Raw genomic sequence first — 18,217 nt, forward strand, 5'->3', positions numbered from 1 at the left:
CACATGGTATTGCATCAGGCAGAGAATGTCGCTTCAAATACGGTACAATCAGGCACTGAGCACAAGAACAGGCGCACACCTTTCAATGAAAATACTCCACACGTCAGACTGGCATTTAGGGCAAAACTTTTTCACCAAAAGCCGCAAGCAGGAACACCAGGCTTTTCTGGACTGGCTTTTACAGGAAATAGATAAAAATCAGATTGATGCCGTCATCGTGGCCGGGGATGTTTTCGACACAGGTTCGCCGCCAAGTTACGCCCGTGAAATGTATAACCAGTTTGTGGTTTCCATCAGTCAGCGCAACTGTTCTTTGGTGGTGCTGGGCGGTAACCATGACTCGGTTTCCACGCTCAGAGAATCCAAATCCCTGCTGGCTTGCCTGCATACCCATGTGGTGGCAAACACCAGCGAGGATCTGCAAGACCAACTCATTACCCTGAAAAACCACGATGGCGAAATCGGTGCGATTGTGTGTGCAGTGCCTTTCGTGCGCCCCCGCGACGTGTTGACCAGTCAAGCTGGCGAATCCGGCACGGAAAAGCGTCAGGCGCTCGGTGATGCTATTAAATCCCACTATCACGACTTGTATCAGGCAGCAGTGAAGCTGCGCGATGATAACGGCTGGCAGGTGCCAATTATCGCGACGGGCCACCTAACCGCGCTAGGCGTTAGCCCATCTAAATCCGTGCGTGATATCTACATTGGTACGCTCGATGGCTTTGCGGCAGATGGCTTTCCGCCTGCCGACTACATTGCCCTGGGGCATATCCATCGCCCTCAAATTGTCGCCAAGTCAGACCATATCCGATACAGCGGCTCTCCGATCCCTTTGAGCTTTGATGAACTCAAATTCAACAAGCAGGTGGTGCTGGTGGAATTCGACGGCGACCAGCGCGTGCGTATCGAACCGATCAGCGTTCCGAGCTTTCAGCCTATGGGTGTCCTAAAAGGGTCATTGGAAGAGATAGAAGTGCAGCTTTCAGAGTATTTGGAACATGATGATCCAAAAGCTGTCTGGCTGCACATTGAGGTCTCTGTGCAGGACTATCTGTCTGATTTACAACAACGTATTCAACTGATGACTGAAGGGCTCAATGTAGAGGTGTTACAGCTTCAGCGCACCCGTGGGCCAAAAGCTCAGGCGCTGACACAAGAGGCGAAAGAAACCCTTTCTGAGCTGACACCGAATGATGTTTTCCAAAAGCGACTGGCTCTCGAGGTGTTTGAAGGGGAGGACGAACTTGCGCGGAAAGAACGGATCCAAACCCAGTTCACCAAAATTGTGGCGGAAGTTGAGAATGCGGAGGGTGAAGAATGAAGATCCTGAGCCTTCGCTTTAAAAACCTGAACTCGCTGAAAGGCGAGTGGAAGATTGATTTCACCCAAACACCATTTTCGGACAATGGCCTGTTCGCCATTACCGGCGCAACGGGCGCGGGTAAAACCACATTGCTTGATGCGATTTGTCTGGCGCTTTATCACCAGACCCCGCGATTGGGGCTGATCTCCAATTCCAGCAATGAAATCATGACCCGTGGCACGGCGGAGTGTTCTGCCGAAGTAGAATTCGAAGTAAAAGGCCACCCCTACCGCGCGTTTTGGAGCATGCGCCGTTCCCGTGGAAAAGTGGACGGTAATTTACAGCCAGCAGATGTGGAGCTGGTGGACGCGAAAACCGACAAGGTGTTGGCTACACAGGTGAAGCAGAAAAATGAATTGGTTGAGCGTGTTACGGGTCTCGACTTTGCCCGCTTTACCAAATCCATGATGCTTTCCCAAGGTGAGTTTGCTGCTTTCTTGAATGCCAAAGAAAACGAGCGCGCGGAGCTTTTGGAAGAGCTGACCGGGACAGAAATTTACGGCCGGATTTCTGAAAAAGTGCATGAGCATTTTGCCGCAGCAAAACAGGCTTTGAGCCAGAAAGAGGCCGAAGCGAAAGGCGTGCAGTTGCTGAGTAGCGAGGAGCTTGAAGCTCTCGAAAAAGAACAGGAAGAAACAGAAGCCTTGCTCAAGAGTGAGCGCGAAAAACAGACCGAGCTCACGGCGCACCTGACATGGTGGAAAGAGCACCAAAAAAGCCATCAAGAGAAAAGTCAGGCCGAAGCACAGCAACAAACTGCAGAAGAAAACTGGAAGGCAGCCAAACCACAACTGGATAAACTCACCAACAGTGAGCCAGCGGAAAAGCTGCGCATGCCTTATGAGCGTTGGCAGTCATCGTTGAAAAGCGTGGAATCAACGACCGCATTGCTGGCTACCAAACAGGAAGCATTGAAGGCTAACACAGAAAAGAGCGCGCAGGCTGACGAAGGGTTAGTGAAAGCTTCAGAAGCGCTCACACTGGCGAAAACCCAGCAAAGCGAGCTGGAAGAGCTTATCAGTGAGAAAGTCTTGCCGCTCGACACCGACATCAAACACCAATCTCTGCGGCTGCAGGAGTTTTTGCAGCAACAGGTGGGCCTGAAAACGAAGCAGGTTACTCTGTCTTCATCACAGGAAAAAACCACAGAGAACCTTGAGACCAAAAAGCAGGCTCTGGAAGCCGTTTCCACCTACCTGACCACCAATCAGTTTGCAGGCCAGCTTAAACAACACCTTGGTCAATGGGCGCAGATGGGCCAGCAGATCGCACAAGAACAAAATGCGATTGGCAAACTGACGCAATACGAAAGTGAGCTTAATGCCCAATTGCAGACAGAGATCGCGAAAGCGGAAAATGCCGAGAAAGAAAAACAGGCGGCACTAAGCCAAAGCGAACAAGCCAAACAAGCATGGGAAGCACAGCAAGAAGCGTTTAAGCAAGCAACCTCAAATGGTGATGTTGACGCTCTGGATAAACAGCGCGAGCAGCTAAATGCGCAACTTTCCACTTACTTCCAGTTAGGCCAATGGCAGCAGCAATGGCTGGAACTGGACAAAGAGAGCGCGGAAAAGCGCCAAACGCTAGCGGAACAGACTCAACAAGCCAAAGGCTTAGAGCTTGAAGTTACTTCGCTTCGACAGCAATACAAAGACAAAAAGCAACTGATAGAGGCACTGTCAAAGCTTGTCAGTCAGGAAGAACATCTCTCGCAATATCGTGTGGCATTGCAGCCACATGAAGCCTGCCCGCTTTGTGGCTCCACCGAGCATCCGGCCTTGTCTGGAGCTATCCTCAATGTCTCTGAAACCCTGCAGCAAAAGTCAGCGGCAGAGGTGGCGTTAGAAGAGCTGGGGCACACTGGCAAAGAAACCGGTATGAAGCTTGAGGCGGCGAAGCGTTACATCGAAGAGCTGGATAAGCATCTCCTGCGTTGTCAGCAGCAACAAATGGCGCTTAGCGAGCAATGGGCCCAGGCGGCAGTACCACTCAACTTAGCTCTGACTATCGATCAGCGTGACGCCTTTGTTGCATTCAACGAGCAGCAAATCCAGCAGCGTGATGCACTGACTCAAACTTTGAATGCACTCAAAGCGCAAGAGAAAACCCTGCAGCAGGCAAAACAGTATTGGGATGAGGCTACCCGTGCATGGGATAGCACCGAGAAACACTTCTCCATTCTGTCAGTGACGATTGAAAGCAAAAAACAGGAAGCGCAGAAGCTGGCTGCTGATAAGCGCCAGAAGCTTGATTACCTCGAGACCCTCGAAAGCGTGTTGAGCCAGCAAATTGCAGACAGTGGTTACCAAGCCCCTGAGCATGATGAGCTTCAAGTTTGGTTGGCGTCGAGAAAGCAAGACGGTGAAAAATGGGAGCAAAACCAGCAGCAAAAAGAAGTCTTGGCCAAAGAGGTAGCATTGCTTGAGGCTGAGCTTTCAAATTGTATGAAAGAGTACCATACATTGGCTGAGCAGCTGGGCGCGCTTCAGTCCGAGATTGATTCGCTAACCGGCAAGCTTGAAGCTGCGAAAGCAAAACGCACTGAGCTCTTTGGTGACAAGCGGGTGGAAGAGGAAAAGCGCCGCGCTGCTGTTCAGACGGAACAAGGGGAAGCTTCCCATCAAGCAGCACAAGCCTTTGCGCAGCAATGTCTTGGCGATCTGCGCGCGATTCAGGCAGAAGTGGCAAGCCAAACTCAGTCGCTGGCATCGCTGAATGCCGAGGCACAGAGTTATGCATCCCAATGGGAAGAAAGTCTTGGGGCTTCGCCTTTTGATTCTCTGGAAATGTTCCAGGCTGCATTGCTTCCGGAGGAAGAAAAACAACAGCTACTTACCGATAAACGCGCGCTGGAAAATGCCCTTGAAGGTGCAAAAGTGCTGCTGGAGAAAGCCTTTCAGCATGTGGTTGAAGTGCTAGCCCATGACCGGGCAGAAGTTTGGCAGCAAACCCCGCATGATGAGGTGGAGTCTGCGCTAGCGGCAAAATCAGAGGCCGTGGAAACGCTTGTGCGCAGAAGTGGTGAGCTAAGCCATGCTTTAGCATCTGATCATCAAAGACGAGAGAACCAACAGGCGCTGTTTGCCGAGATAGAACGCCTGCGTGCGGAATACGATGACATCCAGTATCTGCATTCCCTGATTGGCTCACAAAAAGGCGATAAATTCCGTAAGTTTGCGCAGGGTCTGACGCTGGATAATCTGGTGTATCTGGCGAATAAACAACTCGACCGAATCCATGGACGTTACCAACTGAACCGCAAACAGGGTGAAGGGTTGGAACTCAGCGTGCTGGATACCTGGCAGGGTGATATTGAGCGTGATACTAAAACCCTGTCGGGCGGTGAGAGTTTCCTTGTCAGCTTGGCATTGGCTTTGGCGTTATCGGATCTCGTCAGTCACAAGACCAGCATCGACTCACTGTTCCTCGATGAAGGCTTTGGCACACTGGATAGTGAAACCTTGGATGTGGCGCTGGATGCACTGGATAACCTGAATGCATCCGGCAAGATGATCGGGGTGATCAGTCACATTGAAGCGATGAAAGAACGCATTCCTACCCAGCTTCATGTTTCGAAAAAAACAGGCTTGGGTGTTAGTGAGCTGGATAACAAATTCCGCGTTTCTTGATAAAAGAGAAGCAGTTAGCCCGAAGCGAAGGCTGATGCTGTGTCCAGTAGGTTAGGCGGGTGAAAAACAGTCAGTAAATATCTGGATTAAAAGGCAGTATCTGGTTGTCTACCGCGCCAAACCTCGCGAAAGGTCACAAAAATGTCATAATATAATCACATAATGGCGTCCAAGAAATGCAAATAAACCACTCTAACTGGGTATGGAAAAATGGTAAGACGGATACTTGTTGTCGAAGATGAAGCACCTATTCGCGAAATGCTGTGTTTCGTGCTGGAACAAAAAGGTTATCAGGCCGTAGAAGCAGAAGATTATGACAGTGCTCTGGAAAAAATCTGCGAGCCTTACCCTGAACTGATCCTGATGGACTGGATGCTGCCTGGCGGCTCAGGGATCAACCTGATCAAACATCTCAAGCGTGATGAACTGACCCGCCAAATCCCAGTTGTGATGCTCACAGCGCGTGGCGAGGAAGAAGATAAAGTACGCGGTTTGGAAGTCGGCGCGGATGATTACATCACCAAGCCTTTCTCACCAAAAGAGCTGATGGCTCGCCTGAAAGCCGTGATGCGCCGGGTATCACCAACGTCGCTGGATGACGTGATTGATGTGCATGGTCTGAAGCTTGATCCTGTTTCACACCGCGTCACTTCAAATGAAAAGCCGCTGGAAATGGGTCCAACCGAGTTTAAGATGTTGCACTTTTTCATGACCCACCAAGAGCGTGTTTACAGTCGTGAGCAACTTCTGAATAACGTTTGGGGCACTAACGTTTATGTTGAAGATCGCACCGTTGACGTGCATATTCGTCGACTAAGAAAAGCGCTGGAAGAAGACGGTCACGACAAGTTGGTACAAACTGTTCGTGGCGCAGGCTACCGTTTCTCAACGCGCACCTGATAACGCATTATTGTCATAGGTCATCCGAAGGCCACCGGGTGGCATCTTGGAGACATTGATGGTCGAAAGACTTACATGGAAAAAGCTGGCTCTTGAGCTGGCTTTTTTTTATCTACCCTGGTTTCTCATAGGCTGGTTCTTTGGCGGTCTGCCTTGGCTGTTGCTATTGGCAACGGTTTTGGTGTTGCTGTGGAACTTCTATCACCAACTCAAACTCTCTGACTGGCTTTGGAAAGAGCGCAGCCTGACACCACCAACCGGCTCAGGAAGCTGGACGCCACTGTTCAACGGTATCTACCGTCTGCAAAAGCGTAACCGTCGTCGTCGTAAAGAGCTTGCCAATCTTATCCGCCGTTTCCGCAATGGTGCAGAATCACTGCCCGATGCGGTCGTAGTGTTTGAGCACGACGGCTCGATTGTTTGGTGTAACAAGCTGGCACAAGAGCTACTGGGCTTCCGTATGCCTGACGATGCCGGTCAGTACATTGCCAACCTGATCCGTACGCCGGAGTTTATTGAATACTTGAGCCGTGCGGAGCTGGGTGAACCTTTCGAAATGCGCTCGACCCTACACGCATCGAAAACCCTCGAATTTCGTACCATGCCTTATGCCGAAGGTGAGTACCTGATGGTGGTGCGTGATATTACCCAGCTTAAACAGCTCGAAGGTATGCGCCGCAACTTCTTCGCCAACGTTTCCCATGAACTTCGTACGCCAATGACGGTGCTGCGTGGTTATCTGGAAATGTCTGAAGATCCAGAGATGCTGGTGGGGCCAATGTGGGGTAAAGCTCACGGTGTAATGACCGAGCAGTTGACCCGTATGGAAGGTCTGGTGGAACAGCTTCTGACTCTGTCGAAAATTGAGGCGAGTGTGAAGATCGCGCTGGATCAGAAAGTAGACGTGCCAGCAATGCTTGATGTGTTGGAAAAAGAAGCCCAGACACTCAGTGGCGATCAGGCGCATGACTTTGAGTTTGAAATCGATCATTCACTCAAAGTGCTGGGCGATGAAGATCAGCTTCGCAGCGCCATTTCTAACCTGGTGTATAACGCGGTGAAACACACGCCAGCCAGCGCCAAAATTAAAGTCCGATGGTTTAAGTCCCGCAAAGGACCGAGACTGGAGGTGATTGATAGTGGTGAAGGTATTGCGCCCCAACATATCGATAGACTGACCGAGCGTTTTTATCGCGTTGATAAAGCGCGATCACGTGAAACAGGCGGCAGTGGGCTTGGCTTAGCCATTGTGAAGCATGCGCTGAATCATCACGAGTCCGAGCTTGAAATCAAAAGTAAGGTGGGACAGGGTAGTACGTTCTCGTTCACCCTTCCGGAGCGTCTGGCATGTTAAAACGGGCTTTGACCCTGATTGGACTCCTATTAGCGGCGGCACCTGCTGCCGCTGACGATCACCTCCCTCTATATCACCGTGTAGATAATATCTCCGGTAACCTCTCGACGGTCGGCTCAGACACCTTGGCCAACTTGGTCACTCAATGGGGCGTGCTTTTCAAAAAGTATTACCCAAGCGTCAATGTGCAAATCCAGACGTCGGGCTCTTCTACTGCGGTGCCAGCGTTGATTGAAGCAACGGCGCAGTTTGGCACCATGAGTCGGGAAATGCGTCCGCGTGAAATTGAACTGTTTGAACGAAAGTATGGCTATCCGCCAACGGCGATTAAAGTCGCTATTGATGCAATGGCGATATTTGTTCATCAAGACAACCCGCTTGATGTACTGAACATGACGCAGGTTGATGCCTTGTTTTCCAAAACGCTGCGTTGTGGTTCCAACGAGCGGATTGATAAATGGGGGCAGCTCGGTCTTCCGGGAAGCTGGAAAAAGCGAAATATTCAGCTGTTTGGCCGCAACTCGGTGTCAGGCACTTATGGATTTTTCAAAGATCAGGCGCTTTGCGATGGCGATTTTCGCCCGGATGTGAATGAGCAACCGGGCTCTGCTTCTGTGGTGCAATCGGTAAGCTCATCACTCAACGCGGTTGGATATGCTGGGGTGGGCTATCGCACAGCGGGGGCGAAGATGCTGCCACTGGATGTCGAGGGCGAGCAGGTTTATGCCACCGTCGATAATGTCATCTCCGGTGTTTATCCGCTCTCACGTTACCTGTTTGTTTACGTGAACAAGGTGCCGGATAAGCCTTTACCGAGAATGGAAGCGGAATTCGTTAAGCTTATCCTTTCCCGTCAGGGACAGGCTTTGGTGGGAGCAGAAGGCTTTGTGCCGCTACCGGATGAATTGATCGAACAGCAACTAATCCTGCTCGGATTGGAAAAATAAAAAACGGTGCCTCTGCACCGTTTTTTTATTGTTGTTGGTTAGAGTGTTTTATACCAATCATAGTAGGTGGCTGATCAGAAATAGCGCAGGAAAAATGCTCGAGAACAAGGCGGAAAATTTCGATAAGTAGTTATTCTACAATCAAGTTTTTCAACGCAGTTATCGAGCATTTTAACAAGCTAGGATGAGCAGATATTTACTACGATTGGTATTAATCATTAACCAACAGTTTCCAGCCCACTGAATCCCAAAGGTTCTTTTCTACTTCCAAGTCGGCAGCCAATAACTTGTTCTGGCTTAGCCAGTTCTCAGGGAACGTGAGTGACCAACTGTCATCCTTAGCGTCGAGCTTTACCTCGGGCATGGGTTCACCACTGCGCTGCACATTCAACACACAAGCCAACCTTAAAGAGCGGATAAGCGGATAAATTTGCTTGGCCTTGAACAGAGTGAATTCTGGCATTTCTTCAAGTTTCAACGCTTTACGGTGGAAGCGGGTGAGGGTTGCCAGCACGGTTTGCTGCTCTTGGTTAAAGCCGGGTAGATTGGTGTTTTGCAGAATATACGCCGAGTGTTTGTGGAAACCGGAGTGCGAGATGCTTAATCCAACTTCGTGCAGCAGCGCTGCCCAGCTTAGCAATATGGCAAGTTCGGCTTTTTTTGTGCCAAGTTTTGGCTCTGCCTGGAGATAAAAACTCTCTGCAGTTTGCTGGACGTTTTCTGCGTGTTGCCGGTCGATATGATAGCGCTCTGCGAGGTCTGCTGCGGTGCGGCTCCGTATATCGCTTTGTTGGAAACGGTCTTCCATTTCGTACAAAAGGCCTTCACGAAGCGCGCCATCGGAATACACCATCTTCTCAATGCTCAGTGCGTGAAACACGCCGGAGAGAATCGCAAGACCCGCGGCAAATACAGGTTGTCTGTCTTCCGTTAATCCGGGCAGTTTCAGCTCGCTGGCCGACTTCACCTGCAGTACCTGTTCAATTAAGCCATCCAACCGCTTACGGGTGATGATGCCATCGTCGTGCCCACTGGCAATCAAGACTTCACGAATAGCTTTGATGGTGCCAGAGGAACCTACGGCTTCTCCCCAGCCGCAATCCTTGTACTGTTTGGCGATGCTTTCTAACTTCAGCTCTGCCGCGAGCTGGGCTTGAGCAAAGCGTTTGATAGAAATTTGTCCATCTTTGAAAAAGCGATGGTTATAGCTGACACAACCCATATGTTTACTGTTGGTGAGTGTTGGACTAAAACCTTTGCCAATAACAAGCTCAGTGCTGCCCCCACCAATGTCTACCACCAGTTTTCGGCCATCACCTGGCTGGGTGTGGCTAACACCAAGGTAAATCAAACGGGCTTCTTCGACGCCGGGGATGATCTCTATCGGATAGGGGAAGACATTGCGGGCCCGCTGCACAAAAATATGACTGTTTTTCGCTTCACGCAGGGTAAATGTTGCCGCAACGCGGACGTTTGCTTCATCGAAGCCTTGAAGGCGCTCCGCGAACATGGCCAAACATTCCACTCCGCGGTTGATAGCGGCGTTATCGAGGTTGAGGTAATCGTCGAGTCCTGAAGCCAGCCGCACACGTTGTTTGTGGCGGCTGATGATTTGAAGGCCTTGCCCGACGACGCGGGCAACGACCATGTGGAAGCTGTTGGAACCTAAATCTATTGCGGCGATTTCCCTTGGCTTTTCAGCCGGGGTCGTGTCATTCATTCTTTTGTTTGCTCGCTTGCCGTTTTTCTGTACGTTCTACTTGTTTAAGGTAATCGTAAATTTCGATTTGTGAACGTACTTTTTTGCGATTTCCGCGTTTCACGTAAGCGTTGGACATGTCTTTATCAATTACACGTGCTTTGGCGCGGTCTGCAAATTGAAGTTCGAGAATGTCCATGATGCGCTGTTTAAGGCGCTCATCTTTGATAGGCGCACCCACTTCGATGCGGTTATCGATATTACGGGTCATCCAGTCTGCCGATGAAATGTAAACGTCGCGATCGCCGCCATTCTCAAACGCGAATACACGTGGATGCTCAAGGAAACGGTCTACAATACTGATGGCTTTGATGTTGTGGCTAAGACCTCTCACACCCGGGATAAGCGAACACATACCACGCACAATCATGCGAATTTTTACGCCTTCATTGCTCGCCTTGTAGAGCAAGTCCACCAAGCCTTTGTCCACCAGATTGTTCACCTTCAAGGTGATGCCCGCTTTCCTGCGGTTCTTGGCATGTTCGATTTCACGTTCGATCAAACGATAAATGCGCGTGCGCGAGTTACGCGGCGATACAATCAGGTGAGAGAATTTTACTGGTTTGTATGGGTTCTCGATAAAGTTGAATACCTTACGTACTTCCGTGGTGATCGATTTATCTGCGGTAAACAGCGAGAAGTCGGTATAGATACGCGCGGTTTTTTCGTGGAAGTTACCGGTACCTATGTGGGCATACTCGCGTAAGCCATCGTCTTCACGACGAGTGATGAGGCAAAGCTTAGAGTGAATTTTTAGCCCTGGTGTACCGAATACCACTTTTACGCCAGCGTCGGTCAGTACGCGCGCCCATTCGATATTGGCTTCTTCGTCGAATCTCGCTTGAAGCTCTACCACAACCGTGACGCGCTTGCCGTTGTTGGCAGCATCAATCATGGAGTTGATGATGCGGCTGTTTTTCGCCACGCGATAAATATTGATGCGGATGCTGCGCACTTTTGGGTCAAAAGACGCCTGACGCACCAGTTCCGTCATATGTCGGAAAGTGTGGTAGGGATAGTAGAGCAGCACATCACGCTGACGAATAGCGTCAAATGCATTGGCGTTGGTGGTGAAGTCGGCAGATTCAATCGGCGGTAGCGGAGGGTTTTCCAGATATTTCATCCCGACATTCGGGAAGCCGATAAAGTCTTTAAAATTATGATAACGGGCGCCGGGAAGTACGCTGTCGTAATCGGAGATCCTCAGCATGCTGAGGATATGTTTTACCATATCCTGTGGCATGTCCCTTTGATAAACAAATCGGACCGGAAGGGCAGTTAAGCGCTGATCCAGGCTGTCTGACATGTTTTCTAGCAGGCTGTGGTCAACCTCATTGGTGAGGTCGTATTCCGCATCACGGGTCATTTTCATGGCATAAGCTTCGACACTGTCGTAATCAAAGAAACCACTGAAAATCTCATCGAGACATAAACGAATGATGTTATCGAGCAGGATGATGGTCTTGCGGCGGCGCTTCCCCTTTGGCTCCGGCACCTTGATAAAGCGCTCTATTTCGTCCGTTGGGATCTCAATCAGTGCGTAGCGGTTAGGCTGGCCTTCTTTTTTCATTTCAACGGCAAGGTAAGAGTACGCATCTTTAAGGAAAGAGAGCACGTCCATGTCGTCGGTGAGAATGATAGGGGTGATGTGCGGAAGCAGATTACTGACGAAATGTCTTTTCAACCAGTTTTGTTGGTATTCCGTCAGTTGTCGCTCGTTAACCAGAAAAATATGGCGACGTGCCATTTCGAGTAAAATGTCGTTATAAAGGTGGTCGAAATCCTGGTTGAGCTTGAGAACCTTGTCCTGAATTTTATTGAGGAGCTCCTTGGCTTTACTGTCGCCACCTTGCTCCTCGTTGATCAGGATACGGCGCTTTACGTCAGCAAAACGGACTTGATAGAACTCATCCAGATTGCTGGAAAAGATACCGAGAAATCGCACACGTTCGATGATAGGAACGTTTTTGTCTGCAGCTTCCTGAAGTACCCTTTCGTTAAAAGACAGCCAACTTAACTCTTTGTCTACGTAAAGCGTATCCGCGCTCATTTTTCCCCTTTCCTTAATTAAATGTCGCTTTCGTCAAACTCCACGATCAGGTCATCTGACAGCCCTTCAAGAGCTGTACCAAGGTCATCCAGCGAGATGTTGTTGGCGATGTCGAGATCAAACTCAGCTTTAAATATCACGCCACCAAAGTTGGCTGCGCTTTCTGCATTGGTTTCCAGATTGTTGATGTTGATACCAAACTTGGCGATTTCCCTTGTCACTTCCTGAACAATGCCAGGGCGATCGTTGCCTGTAACAGACAGGGTATGCGTTGTTGTATCAGTTTCTGCTTGATGTGCAGCTTCTGCGATAAGAACGTTAAGATCAGGAATGTTATTTAGCGCGTCTGTCAGCGCTTTGACATTTTCTTCTTTAATATCAATCTGAACAATACCAGCGAACTTGCCCGCAAGTTTACTAAGGCTACTGGCTTGCCAGCTTCCGTGATGCTGGAATACGGTGTCGGAGAGTGTTTCTACCAGACCTGAGCGATCCGTGCCGATGAGGGTGATAACTAACTGCTTCATGGTCGATCCTTTGCGTCAACAGCGGAGGGGAAAGGTCATTATTAAGGCGGTTTTAAAACCCTGTCTACCCCTCGACGAAGCAGGCACCTCCGAACTGTGCCTCACATCAACGTTAGGGGAGGCTAAACATGTTTTATTACACTTTTATTTCATGGGCTTAACTTGTCTTGATTTTTCGACTGTCACATTTATGTCATCAAAAAGAAATATTATGAGCCGCTTAACCAAAATATGAGGTACCAATGGCAAACGCCACACATGCGCTGACTCAGGGAGACTCCCGGCGGCGTTTCAAAGACAGACTTGCGCGCCTATCCGTGAAGGGAGGTGGCATTGCTGTTTTGTTGGCATTGCTGTTGATATTCTTCTACCTCGCGTATGTGGTTCTCCCCCTGTTCAAAAGCCCGTCGGTCACGCTTGAAGGCACCTTCGACCTCGGCTTTGAAAGCCCTGCCGTCCAGCTTGGCATGGATGACAACAATCAACTTGGCTTCCGCTATTCCGATGATGGGTTTCTATCCATCTTCTCTTTGAGTGGAAAAGGGCAGTTGGTTTCCCGTGAGAAGCTCGCTGAATTTCCAAGCAGCTTTTACGCACCTCAACCTTATGCAGGTGTTAGCGCCTATGGGCTTGAAGATGGCTCTGTGAGTTTTCAGCGCCTGCGCTTTTTGTCTCACTATGCAGACGGAAAAAGAACCTTCACGCCGGATCTCCAGCGTATGGGTTCTGTAAAACTCAGCAATGGCCTACCGATTTCCAGTCTTTCCTTTGCCAAACGTCACAATGACCGCGTTGTTGCAGGTGTGGCAGGAGACTGGCTGAACATTGTTATCGAGCGCGATGGCAATGAAATACTGCATGCTGCTGTCCCGACAAGCACAGACGCCAGCGTGCTGATTGCGCCCCGGGGTCAGAAGTTGTTTGAGATGGTCGGTAATGAGCTCAATGTGTATTCGGTGTCAGATCGTAGAATCGATTTGCGCGAGTCAGTGGACATTGAACTCGTGACCGGCGCGATGCCAGAGTCTATGACATTGCTGGCTGGTGGACATTCGCTGATGGTGCGTCTGGATGATGGCAGACTGACGCAGTGGTTTGATGTGGTGAAGTCTGGTGAGCGTTCGCTGACCATGGTGCGTGAGTTTGACACTCAAGGTGGCTTCCTTGCCGTGGAGCCTCATCGCAATGTATTCGCCAATCTGACGCCGAGCGGTGACCTGACGCTTTGGCATGCGCCAAGTGAAATACGTGACAACTTTGAGTTGCCCGAAATAGCTGGCCAAATTGACACCTTGGGTTTCTCACCTCGGGCAGATCGTCTGTTGGTGGAGAAGGGCGATACCCTGACATTGTTGAATGTTGATAATCCTCACCCTGAAGTCAACGTCCGTTCATTGTGGAATCGCATATGGTATGAAGGCTATGGAGAACCGGAGTTTGTTTGGCAATCCACGTCTGGCAGCGAGTCTTTTGAAGGCAAGCTGAGTGTCGTTCCTGTGGTATTCGGTACGATTAAAGTGGCAGCTTACGCGCTGCTCTTTGCGATTCCACTCGCGGTCGGTGGTGCGATTTATACTGCGTATTTCATGCCGTCTGGTCTTCGTAAGGTGGTGAAACCCACTATCGAAATCATGGAAGCTTTGCCAACGGTTATCTTGGGTTTTTTAGCCGGATTGTGGCTGGCGCCTATCGTTGAAACCCATTTACCCGCAGTCTTTCTGATTTTCGTCGCCATGCCGGTTTCCTTCCTGTTGACCGCATTCGTCTGGACGGCGCTGCCACGCTCCGTGCGCAAGAAACTGCCACCAGGTGGTCATTTGTTTGTGCTGGTGCCACTGATTCTGGTGTTGGGATATCTCGCATTTGCTCTTGGCCCCTGGGTGGAAGATACCTTTATGGGAGGGGACAGTCGGGTGTTTGTGACTGACGTATTGGGCGTGAATTTCGATCAGCGCAATGCCATTGTGGTGGGCTTGGCGATGGGTTTTGCGGTGATCCCGACTATTTTTACCATTGCGGAAGATGCGATTTTTTCAGTGCCCAGTCACCTGACCAATGGATCACTGGCGTTAGGTGCGACCCATTGGCAGACGCTGACACGCGTTGTGTTGCTGACCGCAAGCCCAGGCATTTTCTCTGCGGTGATGATGGGACTTGGCCGCGCTGTGGGCGAAACCATGATTGTATTGATGGCGACGGGAAATACGCCATTAATGGAATGGAACCCGTTTGAGGGGTTGCGAACTTTGTCAGCGAACATTGCGGTGGAAATGCCGGAATCTGAAGTGGGAAGCTCTCACTATCGCGTGTTGTTCCTGACAGCCTTTATTCTGTTTTCATTTACGTTCCTATTTAACACTGTGGCGGAATTTGTTCGCCAGCAGTTGAGAGAGAAGTACCGTGCGTTGTAAAGCGTTAGCCTTCAATTCAATCCATCTGGAGTCTGTTTATGCTTAAGCGTTTAAACAGCAGCTCTCCTTGGGTGTGGATGACTGCAGGCATGGTCAGCCTCTGTTTGATTGCTGTGCTGGGCGTGATGTTGTTGATTGGCTGGAAAGGTCTGGCGTACTTCTGGCCAGCTCCGGTTTACGAGTTCAAGATTGAAACTCCGTTTGGTGAAGAGACGGTATTTGGTCAGATTTATGGTGTCGAGACAATCTCTTCACGTCAGTTACAAGAGGCGGGTGTTGTACTCAAAGAGCCAAATCAGGAAGAGCATCAGAGACTGCTGATAAAGGTGGCCAACCGTGAACGGGAAGCGCATGATTTTATTTCGGTGCTTGAGCAAAACATCCTGTCGCAGGTAGCCAACCCCAATATTGCTGTGATTGAACGGATCGAAAATGGCGATTTCTATGGTGTTCCTGTGGGATACCTAGACCAAGGAAAAGTCACCACATCCTCACCAAACTATGCATTCTTTGAAGAAAAAATCGCGTTGGCGGAAAAGCGGCGTAGCGAAATCACAGCCATCGAGCAACGCGAAATAGAGAAGGTGAACTACCAGCTCACGGCACTGAAAAAAGAGAAAGCCTCCTACCTTAGCAATGGTAAGGCGGTGCCAGAGAAAGTTCAGGATGGCATCGACACTTTGGCGTTTCGTTATCAATCTCTAGAAGAAGTCTTAATGCAACGCCGCGCGGATTTGTCTCTGGACAGCCTGATTGTTAAAGACCGCTACGGTAACAATGTCCGCATCGCACTCAATAATGTGCTCGGGCTTTGGTATCCCAATGACATGAGCGGGTTTGAGAAGGTGCTGCATTGGGCAAGTCAGATTGCCAACTTCGTGAGAGATAATCCGCGGGAAGCCAATTCAGAGGGCGGTGTTTTTCCTGCTATTTTCGGCACAGTGCTGATGGTGCTATTGATGTCCATTATGGTGACCCCGCTCGGCGTGTTGGCGGCTGTCTACCTTCATGAATATGCCGGAAAGAATGCTTTCACCCGCGTGATCCGCATTGCGGTGGTGAATCTGGCAGGTGTGCCCTCAATCGTTTATGGCGTATTTGGCCTGGGCTTTTTTGTTTACTTCGTCGGCGGCAGTATCGACTCACTGTTTTACTCCGAGACACTGCCTAACCCAACGTTCGGCACGCCAGGGATATTGTGGTCGTCGTTGACGCTGGCAATCCTGACGTTGCCTGTGGTGATTGTGTCAACAGAAGAAGGCTTGGCTCGAATCCCGACCTCTGTGCGTCACGGGTCTATGGCACTTGGCGCCACACAGGCTGAGACGCTTTGGCGTATAGTTTTACCTATGGCGAGTCCTGCTATTATGACGGGACTGATTCTGGCTATCGCCCGCGCAGCGGGTGAAGTGGCCCCCCTTATGCTGGTAGGTGTAGTAAAGGTGGCACCGAGTCTGCCACTCGATGGAAACTTCCCGTTCCTGCATTTAGACAGAAAGTTCATGCACCTTGGTTACCACGTTTACGATGTGGGTTTCCAAAGCCCGAATATTGAAGCGGCGAGGCCGTTGGTTTACGCCACATCCTTGCTGTTGGTCACTGTGATTGTCAGTCTGAATCTGGCGGCTATCACCATCCGAAACCACCTGCGCGAAAAGTACCGCGCGCTGGAACAAGAAATTTAAGCGTTAGAGGACATCGCGACGAAATGATATCTATCAATGCCAACATTGGATTACCGGGACCTGTCGATCTGTCATCGCTTCCAGATGAGCAGACGGCGCTGGTTATCCAGAATTTGAATCTCCATTACGGCAATTCTCAGGCATTGTTCGATATTAATATGCGTATTCCTAAAGGTAAGGTCACGGCGTTTATCGGCCCTTCCGGTTGTGGGAAATCTACACTGCTTCGCTGCATCAATCGTATGAATGACTTGGTGGATGGCTGTAAGGTAGAGGGGGAAATTCTGCTTCATGGCACCAATGTCTATGATGAAACGGTGGATGTGCCAGCACTTCGCCGTCAGGTGGGCATGGTGTTCCAACGACCGAATCCTTTTCCAAAGTCTATCTACGAAAATGTTATCTACGGATTGCGACTGCAAGGCGTGAAAAACATACGTACGCTGGACGACGCGGTTGAACGTTCGCTTCGAGCGGCAGCGTTATGGGATGAGGTGAAAGATCGCCTTCATGACAACGCGTTTGGTTTGTCTGGCGGCCAGCAACAACGATTGGTGATAGCGCGCGCTATCGCCATTGAGCCAGAAGTCCTTTTGCTTGATGAGCCCACATCGGCACTGGATCCGATCTCCACGCTGACGATTGAAGAACTCATCAACGATCTTAAACGTAAATATACTGTGGTGATCGTTACCCATAATATGCAACAAGCTGCGCGTGTATCTGATCAAACTGCCTTTATCAACCTAGGTAAACTGGTAGAATACGCCGATACAGATACGCTGTTTACCACACCGAAAAACAAGCAAACTGAAGACTATATCACTGGCCGATACGGCTAAGGAATTGCACGCAAATGATGGATAACCAAAATATCAGCCGCCATATTTCGGGTCAGTTTAATGCTGAACTGGAAGCTATCCGCACCCATGTGCTCGCGATGGGTGGATTGGTAGAGCGACAGCTGACTGACGCTTTGCGTGCGATGCATTATCAAGATGTAGAGCTGGCAAAACAGGTGATCCGCGAAGACCATAAGGTCAACTCGATGGAAGTCGCTATCGATGAAGCCTGTACCCGAATCATTGCAAAACGCCAGCCTACAGCAGGTGATTTGCGTTTGGTGATTGCGATTATTAAAACCATTACCGACCTTGAACGTATTGGTGATGTCGCGGACAGTATTGCGAAGATGGCGTTGGATAATTTTTCCAATCATCAACAGCCGTTTTTGGTGTCACTGGAAAACCTGGGCCACAAAGCTGCACGTATGCTGCATGATGTGCTGGATGCGTTTGCGCGCATGGACGTGGATGCGGCAATGAAGGTTTACCACAGCGACGACCATCTGGATAAAGAGTACGAAGCGATTATACGTCAGTTGATGACTTACATGATGGAAGATCCGCGCTCTATTCCTAATGTTCTTAAAGTGATGTGGTCTGCTCGCGCGATTGAGCGGGTGGGTGACAGGTGCCAGAACATCTGCGAATACATCATTTACTTTGTGAAAGGTAAAGACATCCGCCATACCAACAAAGAACAGTTGGAAAAAATGCTGAAATAGCGCTTTAGGAAATTAGAGTACAAAG

At 49.9% G+C, this 18,217-nt stretch carries 12 protein-coding genes; 9 read left to right on the forward strand and 3 right to left on the reverse strand.

The window, feature by feature from the left end:
- The first annotated feature begins 85 nt into the window (after positions 1-85).
- The 5 genes from sbcD (at position 86) to D515_RS02260 (ending at position 8,193) form a co-directional block, all read left to right on the forward strand.
- Positions 86-1,321 carry an exonuclease subunit SbcD gene (gene sbcD, locus D515_RS02240; RefSeq protein ID WP_002535661.1) on the forward strand — a complete coding sequence of 412 codons (1,236 nt, stop codon included), beginning with the start codon at positions 86-88 and terminating at the stop codon, positions 1,319-1,321.
- On the forward strand, positions 1,318-4,992 hold the full coding sequence (locus D515_RS02245; RefSeq protein WP_002535662.1) for an AAA family ATPase: 3,675 nt from the start codon (positions 1,318-1,320) through the stop codon (positions 4,990-4,992). Before sbcD ends, D515_RS02245 begins: the two co-directional genes overlap by 4 nt.
- Positions 4,993-5,202: 210 nt before the next feature.
- The gene (gene phoB / locus D515_RS02250) at positions 5,203-5,892 is read left to right on the forward strand and encodes a phosphate regulon transcriptional regulator PhoB (RefSeq protein WP_002535663.1); all 690 of its coding nucleotides are present in this window, start codon (positions 5,203-5,205) and stop codon (positions 5,890-5,892) included.
- A 58-nt stretch (positions 5,893-5,950) separates the two neighbouring features.
- Positions 5,951-7,246: a phosphate regulon sensor histidine kinase PhoR gene (gene phoR, locus D515_RS02255; RefSeq protein WP_002535665.1), complete on the forward strand. Its 1,296-nt coding sequence runs from the start codon at positions 5,951-5,953 to the stop codon at positions 7,244-7,246.
- The gene (locus tag D515_RS02260; RefSeq protein ID WP_002535667.1) at positions 7,240-8,193 is read left to right on the forward strand and encodes a PstS family phosphate ABC transporter substrate-binding protein; all 954 of its coding nucleotides are present in this window, start codon (positions 7,240-7,242) and stop codon (positions 8,191-8,193) included. The genes phoR and D515_RS02260 overlap by 7 nt, the downstream gene beginning before the upstream one ends.
- Before the next feature lie 211 nt (positions 8,194-8,404).
- Here the strand turns inward: D515_RS02260 and ppx are convergent, their stop codons facing one another.
- The 3 genes from ppx to D515_RS02275 are packed head-to-tail and all read right to left on the reverse strand — an operon-like array spanning position 8,405 to position 12,529.
- Positions 8,405-9,913: an exopolyphosphatase gene (gene ppx / locus D515_RS02265; RefSeq protein WP_002535668.1), complete on the reverse strand. Its 1,509-nt coding sequence runs from the start codon at positions 9,911-9,913 to the stop codon at positions 8,405-8,407.
- Positions 9,906-12,002: a polyphosphate kinase 1 gene (gene ppk1, locus D515_RS02270; RefSeq protein ID WP_002535669.1), complete on the reverse strand. Its 2,097-nt coding sequence runs from the start codon at positions 12,000-12,002 to the stop codon at positions 9,906-9,908. Before ppk1 ends, ppx begins: the two co-directional genes overlap by 8 nt.
- Positions 12,003-12,019: 17 nt before the next feature.
- Positions 12,020-12,529 (reverse strand): glycine cleavage system transcriptional repressor, encoded by a 510-nt coding sequence (locus D515_RS02275; RefSeq protein WP_002535670.1) that lies wholly within the window; start codon positions 12,527-12,529, stop codon positions 12,020-12,022.
- A 242-nt stretch (positions 12,530-12,771) separates the two neighbouring features.
- Here D515_RS02275 and D515_RS02280 point away from each other — a divergent pair, with 242 nt between their 5' ends.
- The 4 genes from D515_RS02280 to phoU are packed head-to-tail and all read left to right on the forward strand — an operon-like array spanning position 12,772 to position 18,192.
- A complete protein-coding gene (locus tag D515_RS02280) occupies positions 12,772-14,940 on the forward strand; it encodes an ABC transporter permease subunit (RefSeq protein WP_002535672.1) in 2,169 nt (722 codons plus the stop codon).
- Positions 14,941-14,978: 38 nt separating this feature from the next.
- Positions 14,979-16,625 carry a phosphate ABC transporter permease PstA gene (pstA, locus tag D515_RS02285; RefSeq protein WP_002535673.1) on the forward strand — a complete coding sequence of 549 codons (1,647 nt, stop codon included), beginning with the start codon at positions 14,979-14,981 and terminating at the stop codon, positions 16,623-16,625.
- Between the two features lie 23 nt (positions 16,626-16,648).
- Positions 16,649-17,467 (forward strand): phosphate ABC transporter ATP-binding protein PstB, encoded by an 819-nt coding sequence (gene pstB / locus D515_RS02290; protein WP_002535674.1) that lies wholly within the window; start codon positions 16,649-16,651, stop codon positions 17,465-17,467.
- Positions 17,468-17,484: 17 nt separating this feature from the next.
- Entirely contained in the window at positions 17,485-18,192 is a 708-nt protein-coding gene (gene phoU / locus D515_RS02295; protein ID WP_039849517.1) for a phosphate signaling complex protein PhoU, read from the forward strand.
- Positions 18,193-18,217 lie beyond the last annotated feature (25 nt).

The sequence above is a fragment of the Grimontia indica genome (genome assembly GCF_000333895.2).
GTDB classification, from domain to species: Bacteria; Pseudomonadota; Gammaproteobacteria; order Enterobacterales; family Vibrionaceae; genus Enterovibrio; species Enterovibrio indicus.